20 protein-coding genes and 1 tRNA gene are annotated in these 26,055 nt (G+C 42.2%); 6 read left to right on the top strand and 15 right to left on the bottom strand.

Annotation, left to right across the window (positions count from 1 at the left end; translation table 11 throughout):
- Positions 1-8: 8 nt before the first annotated feature.
- Both IM797_RS05315 and IM797_RS05310 read left to right on the top strand, forming a co-directional pair.
- Positions 9-95 (top strand) — tRNA-Ser (locus tag IM797_RS05315).
- A 384-nt stretch (positions 96-479) separates the two neighbouring features.
- A complete protein-coding gene (locus IM797_RS05310) occupies positions 480-1,712 on the top strand; it encodes a site-specific integrase (protein ID WP_194126038.1) in 1,233 nt (410 codons plus the stop codon).
- Between the two features lie 152 nt (positions 1,713-1,864).
- Here IM797_RS05310 and IM797_RS05305 read toward each other — a convergent pair whose 3' ends face one another.
- The 6 genes from IM797_RS05305 to IM797_RS05280 all read right to left on the bottom strand — a co-directional run bounded on the left by IM797_RS05305 (position 1,865) and on the right by IM797_RS05280 (position 14,060).
- The gene (locus tag IM797_RS05305; RefSeq protein ID WP_194126037.1) at positions 1,865-3,100 is read right to left on the bottom strand and encodes a T9SS type A sorting domain-containing protein; all 1,236 of its coding nucleotides are present in this window, start codon (positions 3,098-3,100) and stop codon (positions 1,865-1,867) included.
- Positions 3,097-8,556: a T9SS type A sorting domain-containing protein gene (locus IM797_RS05300; protein WP_194126036.1), complete on the bottom strand. Its 5,460-nt coding sequence runs from the start codon at positions 8,554-8,556 to the stop codon at positions 3,097-3,099. The genes IM797_RS05305 and IM797_RS05300 overlap by 4 nt, the downstream gene beginning before the upstream one ends.
- Positions 8,557-9,308: 752 nt before the next feature.
- A complete protein-coding gene (gene mobC, locus IM797_RS05295; protein ID WP_194126035.1) occupies positions 9,309-11,297 on the bottom strand; it encodes a conjugal transfer protein MobC in 1,989 nt (662 codons plus the stop codon).
- Positions 11,298-11,308: 11 nt separating this feature from the next.
- Complete coding sequence (locus IM797_RS05290; RefSeq protein WP_194126034.1) at positions 11,309-12,565, bottom strand: relaxase/mobilization nuclease domain-containing protein; 1,257 nt, start codon at positions 12,563-12,565, stop codon at positions 11,309-11,311.
- Positions 12,559-12,939, bottom strand: coding sequence for a plasmid mobilization relaxosome protein MobC (locus IM797_RS05285; protein ID WP_228098718.1), 381 nt, complete (start codon positions 12,937-12,939; stop codon positions 12,559-12,561). The genes IM797_RS05290 and IM797_RS05285 overlap by 7 nt, the downstream gene beginning before the upstream one ends.
- A gap of 245 nt (positions 12,940-13,184) precedes the next feature.
- The gene (locus IM797_RS05280) at positions 13,185-14,060 is read right to left on the bottom strand and encodes a toprim domain-containing protein (RefSeq protein ID WP_194126032.1); all 876 of its coding nucleotides are present in this window, start codon (positions 14,058-14,060) and stop codon (positions 13,185-13,187) included.
- A gap of 154 nt (positions 14,061-14,214) precedes the next feature.
- Between IM797_RS05280 and IM797_RS05275 the strand changes: the two genes are divergently transcribed.
- The gene (locus tag IM797_RS05275; RefSeq protein WP_194126031.1) at positions 14,215-14,499 is read left to right on the top strand and encodes a hypothetical protein; all 285 of its coding nucleotides are present in this window, start codon (positions 14,215-14,217) and stop codon (positions 14,497-14,499) included.
- 301 nt (positions 14,500-14,800) lie between these two features.
- Here the strand turns inward: IM797_RS05275 and IM797_RS05270 are convergent, their stop codons facing one another.
- From IM797_RS05270 to IM797_RS05230, 9 genes are all read right to left on the bottom strand, one after another.
- Positions 14,801-15,109, bottom strand: a complete 309-nt coding sequence (locus IM797_RS05270) for a molybdenum ABC transporter permease (RefSeq protein ID WP_194126030.1) — start codon at positions 15,107-15,109, stop codon at positions 14,801-14,803.
- Positions 15,110-15,184: 75 nt separating this feature from the next.
- Complete coding sequence (locus IM797_RS05265; RefSeq protein WP_194126029.1) at positions 15,185-17,029, bottom strand: ParB/RepB/Spo0J family partition protein; 1,845 nt, start codon at positions 17,027-17,029, stop codon at positions 15,185-15,187.
- A 52-nt stretch (positions 17,030-17,081) separates the two neighbouring features.
- Positions 17,082-17,453 carry a hypothetical protein gene (locus tag IM797_RS05260; RefSeq protein WP_194126028.1) on the bottom strand — a complete coding sequence of 124 codons (372 nt, stop codon included), beginning with the start codon at positions 17,451-17,453 and terminating at the stop codon, positions 17,082-17,084.
- A gap of 25 nt (positions 17,454-17,478) precedes the next feature.
- Positions 17,479-17,691, bottom strand: a complete 213-nt coding sequence (locus IM797_RS05255; RefSeq protein ID WP_194126027.1) for a hypothetical protein — start codon at positions 17,689-17,691, stop codon at positions 17,479-17,481.
- Positions 17,688-18,131, bottom strand: coding sequence for a hypothetical protein (locus tag IM797_RS05250; RefSeq protein WP_194126026.1), 444 nt, complete (start codon positions 18,129-18,131; stop codon positions 17,688-17,690). The genes IM797_RS05255 and IM797_RS05250 overlap by 4 nt, the downstream gene beginning before the upstream one ends.
- Positions 18,132-18,191: 60 nt before the next feature.
- Positions 18,192-18,989: a DUF3560 domain-containing protein gene (locus tag IM797_RS05245; RefSeq protein ID WP_194126025.1), complete on the bottom strand. Its 798-nt coding sequence runs from the start codon at positions 18,987-18,989 to the stop codon at positions 18,192-18,194.
- 10 nt (positions 18,990-18,999) lie between these two features.
- A complete protein-coding gene (locus IM797_RS05240) occupies positions 19,000-19,308 on the bottom strand; it encodes a J domain-containing protein (RefSeq protein WP_194126024.1) in 309 nt (102 codons plus the stop codon).
- A gap of 276 nt (positions 19,309-19,584) precedes the next feature.
- A complete protein-coding gene (locus IM797_RS05235; protein WP_194126023.1) occupies positions 19,585-20,058 on the bottom strand; it encodes a J domain-containing protein in 474 nt (157 codons plus the stop codon).
- An 18-nt stretch (positions 20,059-20,076) separates the two neighbouring features.
- Positions 20,077-20,349, bottom strand: coding sequence for a hypothetical protein (locus IM797_RS05230; protein ID WP_194126022.1), 273 nt, complete (start codon positions 20,347-20,349; stop codon positions 20,077-20,079).
- A gap of 509 nt (positions 20,350-20,858) precedes the next feature.
- On the opposite strand from IM797_RS05230, the gene IM797_RS05225 reads away from it, so the two are divergent.
- The 3 genes from IM797_RS05225 (at position 20,859) to IM797_RS05215 (ending at position 26,040) form a co-directional block, all read left to right on the top strand.
- Positions 20,859-21,086, top strand: a complete 228-nt coding sequence (locus IM797_RS05225; protein ID WP_194126021.1) for a hypothetical protein — start codon at positions 20,859-20,861, stop codon at positions 21,084-21,086.
- Between the two features lie 105 nt (positions 21,087-21,191).
- Positions 21,192-21,944, top strand: a complete 753-nt coding sequence (locus IM797_RS05220) for a hypothetical protein (RefSeq protein ID WP_194126020.1) — start codon at positions 21,192-21,194, stop codon at positions 21,942-21,944.
- A 181-nt stretch (positions 21,945-22,125) separates the two neighbouring features.
- The gene (locus IM797_RS05215; protein ID WP_194126019.1) at positions 22,126-26,040 is read left to right on the top strand and encodes an SMEK domain-containing protein; all 3,915 of its coding nucleotides are present in this window, start codon (positions 22,126-22,128) and stop codon (positions 26,038-26,040) included.
- Positions 26,041-26,055 lie beyond the last annotated feature (15 nt).

The raw sequence follows: 26,055 nt of genomic DNA, 5'->3' as shown, positions 1-26,055 counted from the left end.
AGTGAAACGGAGGGATGCCTGAGTGGCCGAAAGGAACAGTTTGCTAAACTGTCGTACTGGCAACGGTACCGAGGGTTCGAATCCCTCTTCCTCCGCTAGGTTGAATTTGAAATGCTGATTAGTAAGAAATTTAAAAGGTCGCGTCATTCGTGGCGTACCTGATAAAGGAAACGGTGAAAACCACGCCCACAGCGCTTAAACAAAATAAGTTCTGTTCCCGGCGGCTCCACGAAAAGCATCATCAAAGCTTAAAAAAGCCTGCAAATCATTGATTTGTGGGCTTTTTTCATTTAGTCCAATAGTCAATATTTTCAATACCAATCAAAATTGTATCGCGTCATTCGTGGCGTCTTAATTTTTTCAAAAAAAGACGCAACCAAAATGACATAAATGATTGATTGTCATTGGGTTCATGAGATGGACATCTTGTTTTAGCAATAGCGCATTTCCAATTTTACAAAACACTAAAACGTTATGTTATGTTGGAAAAAAGCTTCGGACTGTTCTTCTTTTTAAAGCAGCCCAAAAATCAGAAAAACAAAGAACGCTATGTCTACCTTAGAATTACAGTAGATGGTATCTCAAAAGAATTATCTACTAAACGAGTTTGGCAGGTAGACAAGTGGAATCAAGCGGCGGGTAAAGCCACAGGTACAAAGGAAGAAGCCAAAAATCTAAATGTTTACCTGGATACACTTTGTTCTAAAATCTATCAGGCTAAAATTTCATTGCTAGAGGGAAATAAACCTGTTACTGCGGATGCACTTAAAAACTATGTAACTGGTCAAGGCGATGATCGTAAAATGTTACTAAAGGCATTTAAAGAGCATAATGATCAAATGAGCGCGCTGGTTGGTAAAGATTATGCTCATGCAACCTTAGTACGTTATCAAACTACTTACGACCACGTGAGCAAATTCATTCAATGGAAATACAAAATTGAGGATATAGACATTAACGAACTCGATCACGAATTTGTTTCAGAATTTGCATTCTGGCTTAAGTGTATAAGAAACTGTGGCCACAACTCAACTGTTAAATATATAAGCAATTTAAAAAAGGTATTGAACTTATGTATTAAAAAGGGATGGTTGAACAGAGACCCATTTATAAATTTCAAAACTACTAGAAAGGAGGTTAAGATTGTAGCACTAACAGAGGAAGAATTAATCAAAATTACAGAGAAGGACTTTGGAATTGAAAGACTAAATCATGTTAGAGATATTTTCGTTTTTTGTTGTTACACCGGCCTTGCTTATGTGGATGTAAATCACTTAAGACGCAACCAAATTATTCTGGGTATTGACGGGAATCAATGGATAGATTCAAAAAGACAAAAAACAGATTCGGCTATTCGATTGCCACTTTTACCAAAAGCAAAGGAAATAATGGATAGTTATGAGAATGACTATATGTGTAAGGAAGTTGGCTTTGTACTCCCTGTTTTAAGTAATCAAAAGATGAATGCTTATTTAAAGGAGATAGCAGATATATGCGGCATTCAGATAAAACTCACATTCCATATTGCCCGACATACTTTTGCCACAACTGTAACTCTTAGTAAGGGTGTTCCACTTGAAACTGTTTCAAAAATGCTTGGACATAAATCACTAAGACAGACACAGCATTATGCGAAAATTCTAGATTTAAAAGTTAGCCATGATATGCTAATTTTAAAGGATAAACTTGCAAATGTACCTGGAGGGGTATAAGAAAATATCAATAGTTAAATAGGGGCGCAATAAAATCGCGCCCCTATTTAATAAATAGCAATCAATAAGATTCTCATTGGACATTAAATTTGATTGTATAGCTTTTGCCCGCGTGGTCCTGCAGATGAAGCAGGTACATGCCCGGTGTAAGGCTACCTGATCTGCAGGCGTTCCCGCTGTATGCCACCATCCTCATCCCTTAACTCCAGTATATAGATACCAGAGGGTTCTTCCAGTTTTAGCTTAGCCTGGGTATCCGTAATGGACTGACGTAAGATCATGCGGCCTGTAAGATCAAATACTGTGGCTATTGCTTTGCCTGTATTAGTTGAAGTAATGGTGATTATCCCGTCAGATGGATTGGGGAAAACACTGAACTGCTGCTGGCTGCTAACATCTTTCATGCCCAAGCCTACTGTATAAATCACTACGGTATCCGCCTTGACATTCCCACAGATGGTCTGTACTACGGTATAGGTATCAATAGTTCCTTTAGCACCAGCTTTCACCGTAATAACGGAACCGCTGTCAATCAATGCTCCCTTGTGGTACCATTTACAGTCAATTGCTTTAGCTGTTGTATCATTAACCCTGCCAATCTGAACAGTTTTTGTTTCCTCTACAAAATTATCTGGACCGGCATTAGCTGCAAGATCAGTTTCTACTACACTGACATCATCAATCAAATAAGCCGAATATTGGTAATATCCGTGCCTATAATTTGTAACTACATTTGTAACAAAATCATTCGCGAAAAAATTCCCAATTGTTATGTGATCTTCTATACCTGTAGCAATAAAAGAACCTTCTATTTTAACCCATAATCCTGTATCAACTAATATATCATTGGTATAGATTTGTGGAACAATGGTTAATATTTCGGCGCCTGGAGTATCAGTACTGATATTGATATTTCCGTTATCCAGATACGCCCCCATTTTATCATGACCATAGCCAGCAGCCTCCATTGAATTAACAAAAAAAGAAACGCAATATTCTTTTCCTGCAATTAATGGTTTGTATAAGTGGCCTTGTAAATAATGTCTAAAATTAGTTGGTAAAGGTGAAGGCGGGAGAGGTGTAGTTTTATCATAAAAAAAGTGGCCTCCAACCATGCCATTTCCCGAATGTGGCATCTGATAAAATGCAGTATTCTCTGGAACATGTAAACCCACATCAAACATAGTATTGCCACATGTGTTATAATAAGCAACACCAAAAGGCATAGTTGAATCTCTAACATTTCTCCAATGATAGGCTTTGTAAACCTGATTCAGATCGTCAGGGCAACTTGAATATATTTCAAAATCCGGATTTTGAACATAGTTTACCTGCGCCCATAAAGGAGCGCAGGTAAACAATATGATTGCAATCAATAAGATTCTCATTGGACGTTAAATTTGATCGTGTAGTTCTTACCGGCCTGGTCCTGTAGGTGCAGCAGGTACATACCCGGTGTTACAGCACTCATAGTAACAGTTTGCTGCCGTGTCTTACCAAAGTTAAGCACAGAACGCATTACAATCCGCCCCTGGATATCATAAATACTCATTGCTACAGGTTGATCGTCCGTCAACTGCTGGCGCAATAGTAAACGACCATTATTCGGATTGGGCGACAAGGTATAAGCTTGTTGCTGTGCTTCGGCAGACAATCCGGTCAGGCGGAACATCCCATTACCGTACATACAGCTGTCGTCGTCATAAGCAACAAAGTCCCCGGTTACGGTTTGCAGCAGGCTGCGTGCCTGGTACACAGCGCCTCCATCTACTGCCGGGCAAAGATCTGCCAGTGCAGCTAATGCCAACTGATCATTATCGTTTAAAGTACCCAGCAGGTATTTCACATACAGGTTATAATAATCAAGGTAATGATTGACCACATAGTCGGCATCATTTACGTCTGTAACGGTTACACCCGGTGCTACCTGTAATGTTCCTGCAGCAGATTGCTGGCTGCTAATCAGGTTTTGCGCTGTGGAAACGTCTTGATTCGCCAGCGCCGTTTCAATATCTGTCAGCCATTTAAAACGGGTGGTGCCGGCAGCGTTCATAAACTGCGCAAATTCAGGAGAAGTTTGCGCCAGCTCATCATTACCCAAGCCTTCCTGCCAGAGGCCATATTGGGCCATCCATTGGTTAGGACGATAGGAACCTAAACTATCTGCCAGTATAGACCAGACCACATCCCCAAAGAACAAAGGAAAAGGTTTACCAAATATATTTCCGGTGCAGTTCAATGGACTGGCCTGGCTGACAATTAGGCTGCCTGATGCAGAACCCGTATAGCGATAGGCATTACCGATAATTGTCCCAAAATTGGTACTAGGCAGTTCAACAGATCCGGATGTAATATTGCGAACATACAATTTAGAATTGTTAGACAACAATGTAACCGGCCCATCAACATAAGTCTGGAACTTGCCTGACCAGCTACCCGTCCATTTATTCTGTGAGGTACCTACAAAGCTGAATGGCCCGGAACTACTTATGGATTGGTGGCCGATATCGCTGCCCAGCACAAAACCTCTTGAACTGAGGCTCATCGTATTACCTACCCAAACGGTACCTGCCTGTGCGGTCAGCTGTGCAAAATCAAAACCACGGCCTATAGCATTTTCATTATTGTTGCACACTTTAAGCGAGGTATTGAAGGTAGCCAGCACCGCGCGTGTCGGATCACTGGCAGGGTAACCGGTATATTCATTGATCGTATTGCCGGAGATATTACCCGCCTTGGTCTGGGTGAAGTAGATGCCATATTGCATCACGCCGGTAACCGGTGAACGGTCCCACATCGTAATGTAGTTATTGCTGGCATCAGGTTTTAGCTGGCTAATATTGGCCACCCGGATACCATCGATCACTTTATTGAAGGAGTTATTACTGATCTGCAGGCTGCCCGTAGTGGCGGTGGTAAACATCATCGCATTCGCATAAGCGTAGATACCTTCCGTCATTTTGTGCAGGGCTGTCAGGCCTCCTGATAACGAAGGATTCGCGCTGTACAGGCGGTTATTGGTCACCGTGGCATTAATGTTGGAGGCGGTGGTGGTCAGGTTCAGTGTTACACCAGTTACCATATTGCTGATATCGTTATTGCTGATATTAACTTTGCTGGTAAAGGCTCCTCCTGTAACCAGAACACCGATACCTGATTCTGTAGAGCTGATCAGCGTAGTACCCACTGCAGGAGCACCTATAACATGGCTGCTGGTGATGCTGGTACTGGCCACATTCACATCTGCGTAGCCGGTAGCCGATACCGCTCGGATACAGTCGTGGAATTTATTGGCATTGAGGTACTGTGCACCCACCAATGGCGTTACATTGACCCTGTAATAACCTGCAGGGAAGGCAATAGGATTATTCGTATAAATACCGGCTGCTGTAGCATACCTGGTGACGCCTGCCATAATAGAGGCAGATGGTTCCATTGTTTCACCGATATTGATAAAATGATTGTTGTAGCTGCTTACATTGGATAAAGTGGCATTGATGCCGTAGCCATGATTATCAAACAGGTTAAAATCACGGTTTCCATCCACAGAGCCGCCGATCACCACCTCGTAGTACCTGTTGAATGCAGCATCGTAGAAGCCCATTTTATTCAATAGGATACCGGCATTGCTGAATACGCCGTTTTTACACAGGGATTTGGTATAGTAACGGCTCAGGTTATATAAAGGTTTAGTGCCATCGTTTGCAGAATCCTTCAGCTGCCTGGCGGTAGGCCATTTCCTAGGGTAGCCTGGGAAGGTGGTGCCTTTAAACATGCGGGCTGTAAATACGTTACCGGTAATAGTAAAAGGATAGACCGTGCTGGCCGCTGTATAAGCCGTCAGGTTATCAATATAGATATCCACCTGGTTACGGTTATATACAGAATTAGTGCTGACAATAATATCACGGGGTGTCGACGAAGGCTTTGCATCGCGGCAGGTGATCGCTACTTCTGCATCTTCGATCATACTATTGCGGCGCACTTCTATACGGGCAGATTTTCCGGAATAGCCTGCTAAACCCGGACCTGAATTCAATACAATACCTTTCCAAAGCTTGTTGGTATCCAGGCAGGTAAACAGGTGGCAGGAATCAATGGTCAGCTTTACCGAATCCAGCACGGTGATGGTAACACCGGGGCGGATCAGCACACTGGCATTGCTCAGCGTGAGTGTATTGGCTATCGTAATATCATTAGGGATATACAAGGCACCTGTTGGCGGCGGCGCTGTAAAGATGGTCCCGGCAAGAGTATAAAATCCAACCGTATCACCGAAGTTATTGCGCGGTCCGCAGGGACAGGTCATGCTCTGCACTGCAACGGTATCTTTTGCTGACTGGCAGCCATTGGATACGGTAAGGATATAAGAGCTGTTTACCGAAGGTGATACGTCGATGATAGCAGTAGTACCGATAACCTTACCGGCCATATTAGTCCAGGTATAGATAAAATCACCGGCGCAGGAATTAATAACAGATGGCATAGCCTTCAAACGTGTAATGCAATTGCCGATAGCTGAATCCTTAATGTAAACGGTCATATTGGTCTCCCTGAGCGTAACATTGTCGGTCATCTGTAACGGCATCGTACCAATTGTATTTAGCTCCATCCCAAATCCACGGGTTGCCACTTGCGCATTATTCATCCTGACATACATAATAGTGGAAGGTTTATCGCTGCAATAGCTGAAAGGTATGCTAACCCGGTACCAACTGCTGCTGTTCAGCTTGTCGGTGCCATAAGGTGGTAAGGCTTGATTCATAACGGCATCTATAGGAGCCGTTTTGACAATATGACTACCATCTGTAAAGCCGATCCAAAATGTATCTATCGGCTGTCCGACAAAAGCAAAGGGCGCTATTCCCGGACGGACATAGGTTTTGATCAAATCCATTTCCAGCTGGTAGGTATGGCATTTGCGCAGACTGTCGGCCAGGTTGTACATAGATCCGGTAGAAGTATGTTCATACCTGTTGCCCTGGTTCGATTTGGCATTCGGCCAGCGATACGCTCCTCTAGGTCCTCCGCCCACGGTATCCCAGGGCCAGGGAAAGGAAGTAATAGTGGTACCAAAAGCATGTTTAGCAGTCCATGCTTCCCAACATTCCACGTAGCTATCACGGATGACAGTCAACTGGGAATACGGATGACAATCTGAATAGTGAGGGTTAGCCATGATACGACTAAAATCGCTTTTATCATAATCATCGAAGGCTGTATGATTCACCATTTCCGCAGTGTCTTTCAGCTTTACTTCTGATCCCTCTTCAAAGTCACCATTAAGCACCAGGTTGCCGCCAAATGCCGGCGCAATAACATTGGTTCCTTTCTCAACGTCGATAGTATAGATAATCCAGGTGCCCTTTTCCTTACCGTCAGTCAGGTTCATTCCCATCTGAGCCCTGCCATAGAAGTTTTGCCTGGGTGTATAAGTGATCGTTTTATTGCCATTGGACAGCTTGAGAAGACTATGGTTATTACCACCCTGGCCACAGCCCCGGAGGTTAACCAGGGAGCCGGGAAATACCCGGATGCTGTCTCCATCATCATCATGCAGCGAGGTGTCAGCTGCCAGGTTGATGACCAGTGATGTACCAATATTATTTACTATTTTAAAGTCAGCAGTCACAGTGTCCTGGTAAAAATCTTCTGAAAGAATCCCGTTATTATAGCGCCAGCTGAAGTTTTTACTACAATAGGGCCGCTTATTGGCATAATACTGCGCAGTAGCGCTGCTGCCGGCAAAAGATGTCGGATTAAAGTTGTAGCCTAAAATGTTATGCCCTACTTTAAGTTCCGCTTTGGAAAATTGCCGGGTCATCTTGCCTTCCGTAAAATACGGCTCCATCACATGTTGCTCGAAATCGCCCATTGAAAAACGGGTTGCCTCGTAATATTCATTGAAATGGGTATTGTAGTCAGTCATTGTCCGGTAAGGAGCAGGACTATTGTCCAGCCAGAAACCGAAATCACCGGTCAGGTAAGATTGTGTCAAAGGTGCCGTAAATGCATTGCTGGAAAACTTGGGCAAAGGGCCTCTCCGCACGGATGTATCTAGGCTGGTATAAGTACCTAATGTCCAGATACCACCATGAGTAATATCTGCCATACTATAATGCCCCATTGTATGATTAATAGAATGCAGCAGTACGGTAAACAGATCGAACTGGCAGGGTTCCGGGTCAGCTAACCCACTCTGAAAATCAATATTGCCAACCAGTAAAGGCTCAGGATGGCCAATTGCTTTTATCCTGTTACCGATATAGGTCTTATCAAAGTTGATCCTGATCTCTCCATGAAACTGGTTGGGTGCAGGGTCTGCTCCATCAATGATATAATCATGAACAAATCCATTCAATATAGCACCTGCCGCAACAGGTCTATGGAAAAATGGTGCACCATAAGCCACGAGCCCGGACGCGGAAGTACTTCCGGGTACAGGTAGGTAAGAAGTATTTACATGCAGCCTGATGTATTCACCAGATGGTATGTTGCTGAAATCATAAACGGACTGGATATAAGTCAATACAGAGCACAAAGTGCTGCGGCGTGTAGACCCGGCACCACCGTCGAAGCCGCCACCGCTACTATAAGCCACATCGTCATAATAAACTTTAAATTTCCCGCAGGTCTCTATTGCCCCTAAGGGATAGCCAAGTGGAATTGTCGGATCGTCGAACAGGAAATAGGCTTCCTTGTGAAATAGCGGAGAGGTAACACCACAGTGCGGCCTTAATGTATCAGTAGGCCGGTTATAGGGACTATCTGTTCCCTGGCCGGCGGCGCGTAGCCCAAAGAGCAGCGCTGAGGCAGTTAGCCAGATTAATAAATGCTTTATCATTAAATTGATTTTTGAGAGTTGATAATAAATTGAGACGAGTGTTATTATCACTTAGGTTGGGTAACGAGGCATTGATCAAATAGCATTTAAAGGGTGAGAAATACCCAGTTTATTGGCTTCCTGAAAAAAAGATCAGGTAGCATGGGCCTTGCTGTTACTCGCCAGTTAAGCCGTCGTAAGGCCCGAACGCAAGTAAAGCAGACACCCACGCTACCTGAGCGTGGGCGCTATGCTTTATACCTGACTGCGTTCTGTTTAATGTACGACTATTTAACTGGCAGTGTTGTATATAGCTAACGCTAAATATTATATGTTGTCTATTCTTTAGAAAATAGGCTATTGATCTTTGAGGCGTAAAAATAGCCTCGAAACCTTTAGCTTAACTCTTGATTTTATATTTAGTTTTTTAGCAATAATGTGCAAAGGTTAAACATAATTTTGTTAACGCAATACTGGCTTGACTTTCAACATATATAGAAACAAATATATTGCGTAGTTTCCGCCAAATATCTATGTATAAATACACGGATTTGAGGGGAATGGGATGGTCAAAATAAGCAATAGCGATTAGGATTTGTAGAATGATAACTTCTTTAAATGTATCTACATTCTTGATCCAATAAGGATTTCAGCATACCACTTATCCATTTTGTAGAACAGATTAACGGATAGATAGGTAAAATCTAAAATTCTTCAAAAAAACTTTGCTTCCTAACCAGCTATTGACAATATCAAAATTTTGATTATAACTCCTAACCTCCCTTCTTTATTGCCAGGTGTTGCAAGTCAGGATCGTGAATGATCCGGTCCATTTCCGTGTCTTTTATAAATTGAATATCTTCCTTTACCTGTAAGTAATTGCGCTGTATCATCATATCATTAACCTGCCGGATGATTGGGATATCTTTATAAGCTGCTTCCTCTTTATTAATGGCATCAAAGTCTGCTTTGACCTCACAATCGAAGGCTTTTAATTCCATTGGCTGATCAGGTACGTCGGACAAAATACCACCGAACTGACCGGAAGATAGCTTGGCTATTTTGGACGCTGGCACAGCGTAGTCTAACTGCTTGCTCTTGGTAATAGAAGTTCCGCTATTACTAATGGAAATGCTTTCCCGGTCCTGCATGATCTTACCGATCTGTTCGCTCAGCTGCTTGGCTCCATCCCCGGTTTCCTGTCCGGCGATCAGGTTACCGGCTATAGAAGTAATTACATCTGCCTGCTCACGGCCATATTCTTTTTTCAACTGGTTGATCGATTGCACTACCATCACTACAGCTATTCTGTTCGATCTACCTGTAGAAATTGTAGGGATCAGGTCAACTGAAATCGTAGGATATTCCTCGAAGATCAACATTGATTTATCCTGGTCTTTCTTATTGATGATCTTTAGCAGCCTATTGGCAAAAAGGGATAATACAGCGCCGTAAATCTGGGTTTTCTGTGGATTACTCCCCAGGCACAGTACTTTAGGTTTCTTTGGATTATTGATATCTAAAGTGAAATCATTGCCAGTCAAAACGTAATACAGCTTAGGTGAGGACAAGCGGCCTAATGCAATTTTAGCGCTTGCAATCTGGCCTTCCAGTTGCTCCATTGCATCATTCAGGTAGGCATTAATGAAAGGGTTCATCAGCGAAGTAACCTGGGGTTCCGTTTGCAAAATGGAAAATAGAGTATCATAATCCAGCATCAACAATTCAATAGCGTGTGGTAAAGTGCAGAACTGACCGTTCTGGTAACAGCGCAAGTACCAAATGATCGCGGTAAAGAAATTGATTGGCGATTCTATGAAGAAATCCCCTTGTTTCGTCTGCCATTGTTTGTTTAAACCTAACAATATAGTACGAGCCGATTCTGTCGCATCGGTAATATCAATCATATTCTCCGGCTCGAGTGGATTACCACGATTGGATCGTGACGGATCATCAAAATTGATGAATAAACATTCGGGCTCTCCCTGGTAACGATGTTTGTTTTTCAGGAAGTGGTTATACGCGATTTTCGATAAATCCGGAAACTTAAAGTCATAAATCAGCATGCTGTAAGGCTTTTCTTTAGCCAGTGCCTGAATGATAAACTCCCGGATAATAAATGCCGTTTTCCCTGCACCGGCGGAGCCAGTCACTAAGGTTGACCGGTAGGGAGCTAACACATTCAGATAGCCATTGCGCCATTTGTTTTTAAGCTGGTAACGCATCGGCAGGTTGATTGAATTTTCATTAACCAGCAAACGTTCTTCCTGTGGAAAGGTCTCATTCTCTTTATTGAAAATATCGCCTTTGAGGCGGTCCATAATGATCCGGGAAAGGAGCGTGCCGCCTGTCAGCACCAACAAAAAACCTAATGCCGTAACACTGATATATAATATAGCAGCTACCTGGATATCCTTGCCGATAAACAAAAACAGGTAACTGATAAAGAAAAGGATCAGCCCTGTAAAGAGGTATGCAAAAGCTGTTTTGAAAACCAGTTTATCATCTTTTTTGCCTTTGGCACCAAGCAAACTGATGGCTAAAAAGAGCAGTGCCAGCAGCTTTGATTTATAAAAAGTGCTGAATAGGCCGGTATCCCTGATGTTTCCTAAAAGGCCGTCTGTAAAACTGGTACTTAGCTGCCAAAGATGAAAGGCAGCATAGCAGTAAAAATAAAAATGTATCGCTAAAATTATCAAGGCAATCAGCCGGGTCATATCGAGTATCTTCCGCATCGCCTGTTCGTTCTCTCCTGTACTCATGATCGTATTGTTTAAATGATTCTTTTTTTCTTTCTTTTCTTTTTCTTCTTGCCAGTCAGCTCAAAAGGAATGTTTTCATTGACATATTCAGGACGCAGCAAAGCATCCAGTAGCCCATCGGGGCTGCCGGTGTTGGCGCCTGGAATAGAGGGCCTATTATCGGCATTGATGTTTTGGATTTGCCCGTTAGGCGACTGTAGCGGCAGTCTGACCGCATCACCTTTGCAGCGTTCTGAAATCGCCTTTGCACTATATGTTTTTCCTAAACTGCTGCCATTAAAAACGCACTTACTTTTGTGGTCTATGTAGGTGATCCCATATAGTAAACCCGCTTCGTTTTGCCTTAAAACCGGGGTAATGCCTTCCTTTTTCAATACGTCAGTAAGACCCTGCAGCGTAGCGTTCTTAGCCTTCAGGAAATAGAGATCGATTGTGTTCTTGATCCTGTTTTTATAGGGCTGCCGGGCAGTTTCATTAGCCGAAAACCGATCTTCCAGGTATTGTAAGGTGGGCTTCTGATAGAATAAGCTGGCCTTTATCGGCACGCCAACGGGTTCGCCTTCATCATTCAATATGCGATAGTGCAGCCCGTTATTTTTAAAAGTCCTGGAGCTATCGCTGCCCCTGTCGGCTACAACATTGTATTGCCTGAGGACTGCATTGAGTTCAGCCAATGAGGTGTATTTGTATTGTTTTAATACTGAATTTAATACCGCCGCAATGGCTTTCCGGCTTTCGGATTTACCGTAAACGACTTTCGCTGCATAGGCGGGTTTTAATCCATAAGCTTCCGCTTTCTGACCCTCAGCTTTTACCAGTCCGAACTGAATTTCCAGGTCTTTCCTGGCCAGTTCGGATTGGTTTTTAGCGATATTATTGGTGTTGATCACCTTACCTTTTAGGTCGATTTTTGTCGTGACGATATGCAAATGCGGGTGTCCGGCATCGAAGTGCTGATAGACCAGGTACGGCTGTTTACCAAAGCCAATTTTATCCATATACAGGCTGGCGATCTCCTGCATTCTTTCGGTAGAAAGTGTTTCAGAAGGATCGAAATTTAGAGAAATATGGACTGTATTAGCACGTAGGCTTTCCCTTAACGAAGTCGTTTTTTCCAGCACATCTAGGCGCTGTACTTCATTCGACCTGCCAACATCAAAGGGGTAATTGCCAGCCATAATACAAGTCGCAACCCCTTCCTTAATCTTGTTCTCATTGTAGTAAAATGCCCTGGTCAATGCATTGCCAACTTTAATGCGAGCTACCATAAAGCCGCATTTTTTTCAATAAAGGAATAAATACTTTCTACCTGCCGCACCAGCTTTCTCCGGTCCAGTTCATAGCCTGCTAAGAGTCCTGAAATGGTCCTGTCATCCTTATAAGTATTGACCTTTTTAACCAGCTGATTGAAGTTGTTACCGATACTATTCAGCTCTGCTTTAAGCAGTATCATGCCTGCCATAAAGTCATCCATTGATTGGTTCCGGTAAGTCGTAACCACCGGTTTGTCAAAGATCAGTCTGCGTAAATACTCGCTTAGCTTGAGACAGGTAGTCTTTTTAAACTGCTTGTTCAGTTTGTCAAATTCATCTTGGGTGAAACGCATTCCGACGATTCTTGTTCTGTTTGTTTTCTTTTTCATCACTTTTCATTTTCACGTTTACAAACACTATTATTATCAGCTATCAGGCACCAACGAGTTTCGAGTAAAAGGTGCCAAAATCTTTTGTTTAACAAAAGGACATCTTGCCGTTTCCAGCGTCCCAGGGAAACCACCTCTTCAAATCTCGGAGATTGAAGTAATTCATGATGATTGCCCTTTGCCAGCAGATCACATTTCCCTCCGGTTGTATTAGGAGTATCCTGGATTGCCGGTAAATAGCTGGCTTAGCTCATAGGCTTACGCATCAGGAAATTATTAAGATCCTGGTAATTCTGGTACATGCTGCTTTCGTCCTGGAATCGCTCATCTAAGGACCGGGCGTAAAGACTGCAATTTTGTCCGGCGGGGTCATTGTCCAGGAACAGGCGCACGGTATCATAACCGAGCATCAGGGGAACGGATTGTTCAAAAAATGCCAGGCTGTTCAGGATGAGGTAATCCTGTAGGGGGATATCCATTTTCTGCGTGATAACCAGGTAGGAAAGGAAGTCAATAAAACCCTCAAAAACCAACAAGGTTTTTGATCCGTTTTTAAGGGTCGTAACCCCTTTGGGCGAACAGCTTCCTTTAAAATACCGGTTCCGAAGTTCATAACCTCCTTTGTCATTTTTAAAGCCGATCGCATAGTACTTTTTGTTTTCAAACAGGTAGTCCACCTCCTGGCAATAAGCAGCAGCAATTTGAAGAAGGATACCGCGCTCCCGCAGGTAGTTCAGTAGCTCTGTAGATTGCAGGTCTTTGACGGTTGAAACGGAGATCCTGGGAGCGGCTTTTTCGGCAGCGGTTGGCGTATGCCATACCTGCTTTTCAGTGCCGGTAAAATTGCCATTAAGTATCTGCAAAAGATCGCCGACAGTACAGCTGTGCCAGGCAATGGCAAAGTCAATCAGGTTGCCGCCCTTGCCGGTTCCATGATCATACCAGCGGTTGAGTTTCCTATTGATCTTAAAGGAGGGAGTAGCCTCATTGCGAAGCGGGGATAAATACCAAAAATCATTACCCCTGATTTTGATTGGCTCGATGCCGATTGAAGACAGGTAATTAACCATGTCTATGTTTTTGGCGTCCTCACAGGACAGCCCTTTTTTACTGAAATCCATACCACACATTTTCAAGTTCACTAATCAGTTTGTACAACAAAAGTAATGTTCTGAAACACTCGAAATTTTACCCCTCCAAATTCTGTAGGGATAAAAAAGTGGTACGACTGATACTTTTGTGAAGTGAAAATGAACCATTTAAAAATGTAGTATTATGAATGCAAATGATCTAAAACAAGTGTACGGTGTGCTATTGAGCAGCCCTGAAATGAATGTTCCGGTGAAGATTGATGTGAAGATCAATAAGAGAACAGTATTGCTATTAAGCCAGGTGATTGACAAGGGGCTGAATGTAAAAGGAGATCACCCCGGCAATGGGATGATAGAAGCAGCCAACAGGGAAGAGCTGGAGGAATTACAGAAGCTCTCGGCAGACTGCCTTGAGAAAGCCGGGCTAAAAGAATTCAGTGAAAAACTGATGGCCTTATCAGGTAAGTAAAGACATCCCTTTCACCGCTCGCAGCTGGCTGAAAAAATGAATAAGCCAGGTGAGCAATTACCCATTTTTTCAAGCGGGCTGTACCGATTTTCGCCCTGCAAAGGTTGTCCGAAGCTTGGCGGAGGATGTCTTTTGCAGGGCTTATTTATGCCCTGACTTTTACAAACTATAGTACTGATTGCAAGTACAGAAAAGCTATTAAAAACGCTGCAGCCCTTTACCTCAATTTCAAAAAAACAATAGTTCATTGATTGAGGGAAAGGGCTGCTCCGCTTCGCGCCGGAAAGTTTTCCTGGCTTAATTATCTGCGCTTTATTGGTGTTGAAATTTCCTGCTTTTTCTTATTCGCATTCTTGTCCATTTTGCGGTTGACCCATACCAGGAGGATAAGGAATAAGCCGATTAATATAAGAATATAAGCACCCATTTTGCCGAAACCTTCACCGATATTGGTAAGGGTACGGTGCTCATAGCTATTGAATCCCTGCGTACCATATTGGTTGCGCCTGTTAAACCGCCTACGGTTTATAAAGTACCGGATGACCAGACCGAAAATCAAAAATGCAATTCCGGTTATCTGTACAATGGAATATATGAACGGCGTACTCATAATATTAAAGTTAAAGAATGTTTGTGAAAAAAATAAGAGTAAGCGCAGCCAAATGATCCGGCTGCGCTTACTGTCTTATGCAGCTTTCTTCGTTCCTAACCGGGCTTTACGTTTTTCCAAGTCTTTAACCCGTACTTCTATATTTTCCTGTCTTTCGGTTGCTTTTGCTTGCTGTGCCTGCTCTATAGCAGCCACATCTAAACCAGATTCTTTTGCTACCTGATACAGGCAAACCGCGGTGATATAACCTGCTGTTTTACTGTCTGATCTTCCGGCTAATGCGCTTCGGGTCATAAATGCAAATTGTTCATCTGTAAGATTGGCTAAGGCCGCTAACTTTTGTTCATTGGCTGTAAAGTTGTCGCCGTTATCTTTTGCAGGAAATAATACTTTATCAACTGCCTGTCTGGACTGCCAGTCCAAAGATTGGTACACAAATAACCGTATTGCAGTATGATCGGCAGGAGTGAGGCCAGGTATCAAAGTACTTGTTTTAACGGCCTCGTTAAACTGGGTATGCAATTCTATTTGAATCTTTTCGCTATCCAGTTCCTTAGCTCTTTTCTCCTTTGTATTGATCCTTTCAATTTCAGCATCTAGAAGTTCAGTGGTTATGGTTCCTGCTTTAATCGCCTCCTGAACTTCTTTCGCTGTCACAGCCGATTTACCTACAATGACTTCTTTCTTTTCGGTGCTGAATAGGATCAATGTTCCCCCTTTGCTGTTAAGCTGTAAGCCTTTAAGTATAGTATCGCTTTGAGCTAACGCAGTATATTCAGTAAGGTCTGTTTCATATTCCTGTACTGCATTGTTATATCCTTCCTCGTCAAAGTCCGGGTCTTCACCTTCCTCTTCATCATAGTAGCCTTCATAATCTTCTTTATCCGGCATACTTGGAGCGGAAAATATAGTAACATCATATCTGCTATATTGAGGCAATGCCATTGCTTCCGGGATACTTTCAAGGGCTTCTGCTATTTCAGTTGAAAAAGAACCGGTATGCAATAGCGCAACGGGCTGATGTTCTGCCAATGCTAGGCGAACCATCATATTAATTTGTGCCTTACACTTGCTTTGATAACAAACATGATTGTTACAATTTGCTGCCGTTGCCATTTCAGGGAACAATGATTTTATTGTCGCGGAATTAAAGGCACAATTGGTACATGCCCCGGCTTCCGGCACCAGTTTTTTATCTTTGGTATTAAAGGGTGCATTCAGCAAATCAAACTTGAAACGGGAAAGAATATTGCGGATATTGTTTAGCTTAAAGTTATCATCCTGCCAATTGGTACAATATTGTTCGTAAAATTCATATTGGGATTCAGGAGATAAAACGGCAATATCAAAGGCTTCCTGTATGGTCACTTTGTCGGCTAAAAATATATCCTGTAGCACTTCAATCAGCCCGGCTAATTTGATCCGGCTATAGACAAAAGTTTTGGACTTACCGAGCCGGGCGGCAATTTCATCAATACTTTTTCCGGCCTGCTGCATACCCAATACGGCAAAAGATTCGTGCATAGGGTGCGGGTTCTCCCGTTGCAGGTTCTCAACCAATTGAATTTCTTTAACCTGCTCATCAGATAGTACCCGGATCATAACAGGGACTACAGAAATTTTAGCTATTTCTGCCCCCCGGTAGCGTCTTTCTCCGGCTACTACCTCATAACGCCCGGTTTCCATTTGGCGAACGGTCATTGGTGATATCATGCCATGTAAAATAAGACCCTCGGCAAATTCAATAAGGTCTTTAAGGTTGAAAACCTTACGGTAATTCAAGGGACTGATATCAATATCAGAAAGATTCAGGTAAGTTAATATACTATCTTGGTTATTGATTTCAGGTGCTGCGTTATTAGCACTTGTGCTTTCTTGTTGCTGTGCTTTTACAGCTTTCTTTTTTGTTGCAGTATTCATTTTAGTAAAATTTTGAGTGTGATTTATTTTGTTTCTTTATGCGATTGCTGCATTAAAACAGCAGTTCAACAGCTTTGGTAAATTTTGGGTTAGGGTGTTGTTTTAGTGTTACATAGACCGTAATGCAGTGAATGGTAAAACAGGCCAATAAGCCGTCAAATAATTGATCTGTAAACAGCCTGTGGCTTTTAGTCAGCTTCTTGCCGTACTGTTTTATTGCTGCCTCTACCTGATTCAGTAGGGACAGCCAAAAATCAAAGGTCATTAAGCCGAGTTTCCATACTTTTCGATTGCCTTCTTCGTCCTCTTTAATGCTGATACACATACCTTCTATAAAGTCCAACAGGTCAGGCATTTCATTTGGAAATAACTGGTGTAACAATGCACCTCTTTCAAGATTGTTTAACTGATCTAATGATTTCATTGTAATGATTTTTAATTGTTACAGATTAAATACTTCGGTGGTGGAAATAACCGCCACTGCATTTGTATGCGTCCGATCCGTTCGTTAGCCTAACTTCTGCTTTGTAAATCTTTGCTGTCCTTTTTGCCAGTGCTACCGCATCAGTAAGATTTGCAAAGTGCCGTTGGATCGGGGTAACCCTTTCCCATGCCTTGCGGGCATGGGAGGGGTTAATTTGAAAATTGAATTGTGTTGTCATGGCTTCGGATTTAAGAAGCCTTGAGCCTGTAGATTCTCTAGCCATTGATTAGCAAAGGCGGTATGGTCGGCCTGCATTGCTTTGTTAATCTGATGTGTTTTACCATCAGCAAATAGGATACTTTCCTGATAGAATCCAATATTGGCCTGCCTGAACATATAAGGGAATACATGATAGTCTGCCCACGCCTCCGGTTTGTCCCGTTGATCTACTGCTATAAAGCACATTTCCGGGTCTTGCATCAGATCGCCGTTTTCTTTGTAATAGTGGCATAGGCTATACAGCATGCCAGTACCAGTCGGGGTAATTATATTATCTCCAATTTTTTCAATAGTGAGCGGCATATATGGTTCATTGTCTATTTTGATATGGTCATTGCCCTTTAATTGTTCAATGAGATTGGCAAATATTTTTGTGCTATTAAGATTTAGGCTTTTCATAAAATTGTTCTTTAAGGTTTTTAAAATGTTTAGGAACGGCTGCGCAATGCAGGCTTGTGGTTATTTAGCGTTTTGTATTGTGGATAGTTGCTTTAGTACTGATTTTGCAGCGTAGATACCATTAGCATTTAAATGCCGCTGCCAGGCATTTTCTGTAGGACTCCACCGGAACCCTGCGCCCTTCAACATCTTGCGGATTGCTTCATCCGGCTTTGCGTCGAAAAGTATCTGTATCCTGTTGGCTTCTTTGTTTTCAATGATACTGCCGCCCTCAAATAATACTTCTTGTGCCGGGCGTTGTTGTAGCCTTTCCAGTTGCTCAATGCGTTGTTTAATACGCCTTATATTAGCACCGTTATTACTGAACTTATAAGAGGCAAAACCGATATTGCGGATATGTGGCGCGGGGTTGGTCAATTCATCCCACATTTTTTCTGTCGCGTAGGGCAGTTTAAGAAATTCTTCCCGGTCGTTTTTCTTCAATAGCTTGTTAGCATCTTTCATGAATTGCTGCGCCTGCTCCAACGCCTTTAGCTCATTTTTTAACTTGGTTAACGCTTCGGGATCATCTGAAAAAATAGCGTTGTTGCTTGCGATGCTTTCGGCCTTCTCTTCGTAGTAACTGGCTTTGTCCATCGTCTCAAAGGCTTTACCATAGGCATTATGTATTTTATTCCTATAACTGCGGTCCCGCTTTTCGGAATGATGCCCTACCAGTATAGGCTGACCAAAGGGAATAGCAGAGGCCATTTGTTTTGCCCTGACATAATAGTCATCTGATAATCTGCTGTTTTTTGCTGCCTGTTTACGGGCGTTATCTATGCGGTTTTGCTTGTGTTCTTCAAAATTGTGTTTCATAACTCTGTTTTTAATTGGTTAAAATGGAATAGGCCGCAATAATCTTTTTGCTCATTTCCTCCGCTTCGGTTACCCTGTGCTGGTTCCGGTCAGGGTGCCATTCTGTAATGAGTTTGCGAAAGGCTTTTTTAATCTCGGTTTGAGTGGCTCCGGTCTTTATCCCCAAAATGCAATGGGGCGTTTGTTCCTGGCCTTTGATTATTACCTCTGCATCTTCTTTGCTCATTCTATGGTAAAAGGCTTGCCGCCATTGTTTAGGGTCACCGTATCCCGTGGCTATGTTGTAGGTCTTATACCCGTCTAAAAATCCTTTTGCCATAGCTCAGTAATTTATCAGGTTAACTTCAAAGGGTTTTTCATCGCCGGGTATGCCTACCGCTGTAAGGTGCTTACAGTGGCGGTTTCTTTTCCATCCGGGGCAGGAGCAGCCCCAATGCCTTTTTTTCTTATGCTGTGCAATCGTATAAAGGCGGTTTGAGCTTTCGCTTTGTATTTCAAACCTGAATTGCCATTGTTCCGTGTCGGGCAGTCTTACCTCTTGCGATATTCTTATTGTTGGTAACATAATATTGCTGTTTTAGAATTGGTGAAATGATCAGTTGATAGCCTTGTACCTGTTTTGGTTCACTACCTCGCTGCCGTACTTGCTACGTATTTCTTCCAAAGATTTTTTACCGCCTCTCGTCTCTTTTAAATCCTCGCTGCGGTAGTACCACGCTTGTTTTTTAGGCGCGAAAAACAAACCGGCTGTTTTTAGTTCTGCCCGTACCGGGTAAGTTTGCCCGGTTACCCAAATCCAGAGGCCGACCAATTCAATGACAATGCCTTCAAGGTTTACGATCTGTTCAATGATCTTGCGGTATTCCTCCGAAAAGCGGATTTCCTTTTCTGTGTCTTCTTCTGATAGGTTGGCACCTTTTAGGATACGAGCCGAAGCAAAGGCATATTCTGCATTTATTGCCTGCATAGTCGCGGTATCGCCTCCCCGGTCAGGGTGGTGTTCTAAAGCCAACTTTTTGTATTTGGCTTTTACTTCGTCCAGTGTGGTACAATCGTTAAAGAATTTCATAACGCGGCGGTTTAATGGTTAAGCGGTTTTTAACAGTTGGTTTAATTTGTCCTTTACTTCTTTAGCTACTTCGCCCCGCCATGCCTTTGCATTGCTTAAAAAGTAGCGTACAATCGACGCCGCTGAATCCTCGAAATACGCCTGTTTGATGTCGGTCAACTCCTCCATTGCCATTAGGTAAGGCACTGCCCCGAAATAGATTTTTTTCCAGTCCTGCCGGATGATTGCAGCAATTGCGGACAGGTTGTCCGGGATTGTTGTTTGTGCTGTTACGCTTGCTGTTGATTTCATAACATGATTTTTAAAAAGTGAATAATCTGTTTTCTCTTTTTTCCTTCCCATGTTCTTTTGGCCTAAGGCATTTTTCAAATGAGCAGATGCGGGAAGAAAAGAAAGCAAGGACAATGGGTGCCTGACTGGAAAGACCAAAAGGAAACGGAATTATTGGAGGGGACCCTTTAGGGGAGGAAACCGTTTATGCCGTAGTCTTTTGGGCAGGGTTTGTGCGGTGGGCAGGCACACTACCTTAGCTGTACTTTTCCCCGCTTGCTTTGAAAATGCCCGCCAAAAGAATATTCAGTACCTATGGCAATCAACAGGACCAAAGGCTCAGAAACGAAAAAAGCCACCAATCAAGGCGGCCAGGAACTAATTGCAACTATAAGGAGTATCAGGAGAGCATCAGAAATGCGTTAGTGGGATAGAGGCGGCATCCCCGCAAAGCGGGATATAGCTGAAAGCCCCGGTCCTGCGGAGCAGGAAACGCCATTTGCAACCGTAAATTGATTTAATTTTGCTGCATGACTATGCAAGAATGGAGTAATGAATTAGCACGGCTGGAAGCATTTTTTACTTCCATTAAAATACCAACAGAAGGGAAAAAGATCAATGGTTACGAAACATACAACGATTTTAAAGCAGCTATTGAAACAGATTTAGTCAGAGCTAAAATGGATATCGGAAATAAATGGTTTGAAGCACCGTTACTTCGTCTGCAAAAAATGGAAGCATATTTGAAATCAATTTAAACCATACTATTGCTTGTAAGCGAACTGCTGTTATGATAAGCACTGGTCGATATCGAAAACAACTATAGACCTTTAAAGTAAATCTAAAAATGATCCATTACCATTATGTCTATTCAGATAAGGGAAATGCGTAAGCTCAATTTCCATAACAAGGTAATTACCCCTTCAGTTATAAACCGTATTGCAACTATTATTGACAAAGAAGCTGACAATATTAACGATAGCGAACCCTTCCTGATATCTTACTCCATAGAGGCAGCTGACGACTCATCTTATGAAAGTCAGAGCAAAGAAATTTTTAATGCTCCGGAAATTATGGACACAAAGATGGTAGAACGTATTCATATGCGCTTGCAAACCTTATCGGGTAGTAAAAGTATTGAATTACAACTATTACATTGTGACCAAAATAATGCTGGTAATAACTTTATGTTGGTCAGCGGAAATAATTCAGTATGGGTTAACGGAGTTATGTCCCGATTGTCAGAGATTATTGATTCTTCGAATGAGCAACCCCAAATAATGCATCACCTGGAACTACTGCAATGGGTTGTAGTCATTACCTTTAATTTCCTTTACTTCAGGCTTTTTTTTAGAGACATTGAAAAAATAGAAAATGGTTTTATTGGTCTTGGATTGGTATTTGGTATTCCACTATTATCATTATATCTCGCGGGATTAGCGAAAACGCATATTGAGCAACTCTGGCCGGATGTTGAATTACAGACAGGACCAGATCATTTGCAGCAACCACAAAAAAAGCGCCGGGAACTAGGGTGGATAATGACTATGATCATTCTGCCAATCCTGCTTGGATTTATTACCGATGTTCTGAAAAACTGGCTGCATTTGTTTTAGACGTTATTGATTTGATAGGTAGGATCAATTTATCTCAGCAAATTCAGTCAGTATTCAAAGGCTCGTTATGAAATAAAACATCGGCAAACCTGCATTTCATGAATATGCACCGAATGATATGTGTTAAAAAAATATTATTTTGTAAGCTTGCACATAATCTTAAGTTGATTTTTGACTCTTTATGAACAGAAAAGATTACATGACCGAAATCAGGAAACTAATTAGTTTCTGGATAACTCAAATAGCATTTGAGAATGGGGATACCTACTACGACATCAACAAAGTCTCCGAGCATTTGTGCCGCCAGTTGATGAACCTGCTATATGGTTATGAATTGATTGATTTGAACAAGGTCAAAAGCAATTTCCCTGGGCTGGACATTGGCGATCCAGACAAAGCAAAGGTTGCCTACCAGGTAACTTCCAGAACCGATAGACAGAAGATCAATGAAAACCTAAAATCTATCGTTAAGAATAAATATCATACAACGTTTACCGCCGGTATCAAATTCCTGATTCTGAACCAGGCTTCTAAGGTAGAATATGGTAAGAAAGCTATCAACCCCGCGACAATTCTTCCAACTTTTGATATTTTAAGGGATATAGTTTATCCAGCCGACCTTATAAGCCGAATCGAAGAAATCTATGAAGCTGAAAATGACCTTATAACTTTTACAAGGATATCGGCTCTTTTAACTAAGGAGCTTTCTCCCCGATTCCCAAAGCACGAAAACGAGAAGCAAAAAGAAGATATTAACCAATTGCAAAATCTTCTAAAGGTTGCGCTTGAAAAACTTGATACTACTAACAATGGGGGCTACAGTATTTCAAGAAAATTCTTTGATGGCGATCTTGCTGTTCCCGAAATCAAGCTCCTAATTGACCGGCCAGAACTGACGGGATATTTCCGAAGTATTATTGATAGTAAAAGTTTCTTGTGGATACAGGGACCGATATCTACAGGAAAAACGAGCGTTGCGGTAAGTTTGTCCCGTGAATGGGGAAATCACGTAGTTTGGATTGATTGCAGGGATATAGAGGCTGGACGGTTGATTGAGCATATAATTGACCTGCTTTGTGGCGGATTGAATATTGACTTAGAGCAGAATTACAAAGCAACGGTCAAACGTTTGGCAGAAAAGCTAAAATCAGATACTCTGATTATATTGAATGATTTACCACAACTTAGCCATTCAACAAGAGAGAAGGACCAATTAAGCTATTTTATTGGTCAGCTTATTTCTGCAAACATCGCGGTCGCAGTCACGTCGAATTTTGATCCTCCGGTGGACTTCGGCGATAATGAGGGATTCAATGCTGTTCCAGAGGTCATTCCACCGTTTCTTAATGAGGATACGGAACAATTGCTGAAAATTATGGATGCCCCTGCTGAAATAGTTCCCACCATGGCAAAGATTATTACAGCATCAACGCATGGACATCCTCTTATTATAAAATCAGCAATTAAATACCTGAAAGAAAGAGATTGGAAGGTAGATGAAGATGCTATTGTTTCGGTATTCAGCGGCAGTTTTGATATTGGCCGGGATAGAGCCGCATACCAAAGACTTATTAACGAAACAAGCAGCAAAAACGGAAGAGCGCTACTTTACCGTTTACAATTTGTAATAGGAAGTTTTGACATTAAAACGGTGCAAAAAGTTGCCGCGATTGAGCCTGCGATTCAAAATCCGGAAGATCAACTTAGTGAACTTCTTGGAACCTGGATTCAACAAAACCAGGAAGGAAGATACCAGTTGTCTCCGCTGGTAAAGAAGTTGGGAGAGAATGTTCCCTGGGAAATGAAAAGCCAGGTCTACCTGGAACTGGCTAACTTGATCCTGGTGACCAAAAGCCTTTCCATCTTCGAGGCATCCTCGGCCATATTTTATTTGCATATGGCAAAAGATAATAACCGAGCAGCTTATTTACTGATTACCGCGCTCAGTGCTCTTAAAACCTATGAAATGTTCGCCAGCTCAGGGCTTGGCATTTTTTGGTATAATTCTCAACTGCCAACCGATATAGCTCCATTACTACAGGCGCAGATCCGGGCTGCTCAAATTGCCTTAACGGAAGATAATGAAAAAATACGTTTTCTAAACGAAGACCTGCAAAAGATCAGTAACCAGGAAGGCGCGGGAGCCTTTGAAAAGTTATTAGCGGCCCATTATATGGTAATGCTCGAACTCCGCCAACATCCGTTACTGGCTTTAGATCAGCTATTGCTTTTAAAAGATGCAAGTGAAAAGTTAGAAAAGGAATTTAATCTGGATCAACCATTAACCAGTGATGAGATATACTGTGCAATCTGGCTTGCATTCACCGGACTAAAATCGATAGAGGAATACAAACAATGGTTCGATAAAATTCATCCAAAGGATTTCCCTCCTCAAATTTTCGATGATCAATCAATTGAAGAATACCAGATCGCGGCGGCATCGATCTATAGAAATGCCGTATTGCATGAAAATGATTTTGAAAAGCAAAGCGAAGTACTTAAAGAAATTCTAGCTATTTCACTTGCAAATGAACTGTGGTTGTTCGCTGCCTACGCGATAAAGTATCTTGTTAAGATTTACGCGGAAAACGGAAAATTAGAGGAGGTGGTTTCAATCGTCGAAGCGCACGAATCTTTACTTAATAAATCAGATACTTACAAGTTGCTGGTATATGCTGAATTAGGCAATAAAGCATATTTGGCAGATAAGCAGCATTTAGCGATGGACTTCATTTCTCCGATAATGTCGAAGGAACTTCCTGTGTTCTATCCTGAAATGCTGGATTTTAATATGACCGTCACCCAACTTTACGCGAAAGAAGATCCTGGGATATCTGCGGCCTTCTCGGAAGCTGCATTGAACTTAACGAATTCCAATGATATTTATCTGATTGAAGACAAAATAAAACAGTATGGTGAGGCCGCTATTGGAAAAGCGCATATCGGACAATATCAGGACTCGCTAAAATACCTGGCCATCGGATATGAGCTGACCCTCGATCATTTCCAGGACAATGATGAATACAGGGCAATGGTAATCCGGTTTGGTCATGTTATCATGTATATCAACAAAATGCTGGAGTATGGATATGCACAAGGGTTCAAGGAGAAGGATTTTATTATACCTTATGCAGGGTTCTTTTATAAAACAAATGAAAAACTATTAGAAGGTGGCTTTTATTTTGAGGAGCGGAAATCATTAGTTGCTACCCTGATAAATGATGGATTCGAAAATATACTCGATAAAGAGAGTGCAAAAAAATGGGCCTTTATTTCGCTCGACCAGGCACTTAATACCGAAGGGGGGAAATTTGTGCCGATCCTTGAAAAGGTAGTATTCTACCTTATTGAGGATTCGGAATTTGCTAAGGCATATAATGTGCTGGCATTTGTGGATAGGTTCTATAAACAAATCGCCGACAGAATAGGAAAAGGCAATGCATCTGCTGAAGACAAAGAAATATTCGAGCGGGCTAAAAATACAAAAGCAATATCCAGTGATTTTGGCGTTTACCTGCACATACTTCTGCCCGCTGCTTTAAAGTTTTCCAAAAATATCAGGAATGGCAGCCTGGAGGTAGAAGGCTACCAAAAATGCATCGACTCCGCATTTGAACACGGACAGTATCAGCCGCGTGACCCTGATGAATTTCACATGGCCAAAGACCTATTCGAGCAGATCATGATTGGCAAAATAGAGTATGAGCAAATGAAGGCAATCATTGATAAGTCAACCAGTGGCAACAAAGACATTATCTATGCAATAGCTTGCTATTTGTTATCAGCCTTTACTGATGCCACGCAAGCAGCTAACCTGCAGTTAGCTACTATATTAGTTTTGGAGAAAGCCTTCCGACCGCTTAAGGCGTTTTATTATTTTTCATTAGTTCCCTACTTCGAGGAGTTCTGGACAAACACTATTATGAAGAATCCAAAGGAATTTAGTGATATAGGGTTTTTACTTGAAAAGGGGTTACCACTGATTGATAAGACACCCGCTGAAAAGAGGATAGCAAAAATATTCCAGGTACTGAATAACCACCTGTCGCTACAATTAACTGCACCGACCGAGGCTTTCATTTTTGGCGACACGTAGGGGCTTTGGGGATAT

The organism is Pedobacter sp. MC2016-24 (assembly GCF_015223055.1).
Taxonomy (GTDB): domain Bacteria; phylum Bacteroidota; class Bacteroidia; order Sphingobacteriales; family Sphingobacteriaceae; genus Pedobacter.
Note: the sequence above shows the minus strand (reverse complement) of the source record. Positions and strands in the feature narration are given on the sequence as shown.

Bases quoted from the DNA above. Each gene is read 5' to 3' on its own strand.
- IM797_RS05310 (WP_194126038.1), top strand. From the start codon at position 480: ATGTTGGAAAAAAGCTTCGGACTGTTCTTCTTTTTAAAGCAGCCCAAA.
- IM797_RS05305 (WP_194126037.1), bottom strand. From the start codon at position 3,100: ATGAGAATCTTATTGATTGCAATCATATTGTTTACCTGCGCTCCTTTA.
- IM797_RS05300 (WP_194126036.1), bottom strand. From the start codon at position 8,556: ATGATAAAGCATTTATTAATCTGGCTAACTGCCTCAGCGCTGCTCTTT.
- mobC (WP_194126035.1), bottom strand. From the start codon at position 11,297: ATGAGTACAGGAGAGAACGAACAGGCGATGCGGAAGATACTCGATATG.
- IM797_RS05290 (WP_194126034.1), bottom strand. From the start codon at position 12,565: ATGGTAGCTCGCATTAAAGTTGGCAATGCATTGACCAGGGCATTTTAC.
- IM797_RS05285 (WP_228098718.1), bottom strand. From the start codon at position 12,939: ATGAAAAAGAAAACAAACAGAACAAGAATCGTCGGAATGCGTTTCACC.
- IM797_RS05280 (WP_194126032.1), bottom strand. From the start codon at position 14,060: ATGGATTTCAGTAAAAAAGGGCTGTCCTGTGAGGACGCCAAAAACATA.
- IM797_RS05275 (WP_194126031.1), top strand. From the start codon at position 14,215: ATGAATGCAAATGATCTAAAACAAGTGTACGGTGTGCTATTGAGCAGC.
- IM797_RS05270 (WP_194126030.1), bottom strand. From the start codon at position 15,109: ATGAGTACGCCGTTCATATATTCCATTGTACAGATAACCGGAATTGCA.
- IM797_RS05265 (WP_194126029.1), bottom strand. From the start codon at position 17,029: ATGAATACTGCAACAAAAAAGAAAGCTGTAAAAGCACAGCAACAAGAA.
- IM797_RS05260 (WP_194126028.1), bottom strand. From the start codon at position 17,453: ATGAAATCATTAGATCAGTTAAACAATCTTGAAAGAGGTGCATTGTTA.
- IM797_RS05255 (WP_194126027.1), bottom strand. From the start codon at position 17,691: ATGACAACACAATTCAATTTTCAAATTAACCCCTCCCATGCCCGCAAG.
- IM797_RS05250 (WP_194126026.1), bottom strand. From the start codon at position 18,131: ATGAAAAGCCTAAATCTTAATAGCACAAAAATATTTGCCAATCTCATT.
- IM797_RS05245 (WP_194126025.1), bottom strand. From the start codon at position 18,989: ATGAAACACAATTTTGAAGAACACAAGCAAAACCGCATAGATAACGCC.
- IM797_RS05240 (WP_194126024.1), bottom strand. From the start codon at position 19,308: ATGGCAAAAGGATTTTTAGACGGGTATAAGACCTACAACATAGCCACG.
- IM797_RS05235 (WP_194126023.1), bottom strand. From the start codon at position 20,058: ATGAAATTCTTTAACGATTGTACCACACTGGACGAAGTAAAAGCCAAA.
- IM797_RS05230 (WP_194126022.1), bottom strand. From the start codon at position 20,349: ATGAAATCAACAGCAAGCGTAACAGCACAAACAACAATCCCGGACAAC.
- IM797_RS05225 (WP_194126021.1), top strand. From the start codon at position 20,859: ATGACTATGCAAGAATGGAGTAATGAATTAGCACGGCTGGAAGCATTT.
- IM797_RS05220 (WP_194126020.1), top strand. From the start codon at position 21,192: ATGTCTATTCAGATAAGGGAAATGCGTAAGCTCAATTTCCATAACAAG.
- IM797_RS05215 (WP_194126019.1), top strand. From the start codon at position 22,126: ATGAACAGAAAAGATTACATGACCGAAATCAGGAAACTAATTAGTTTC.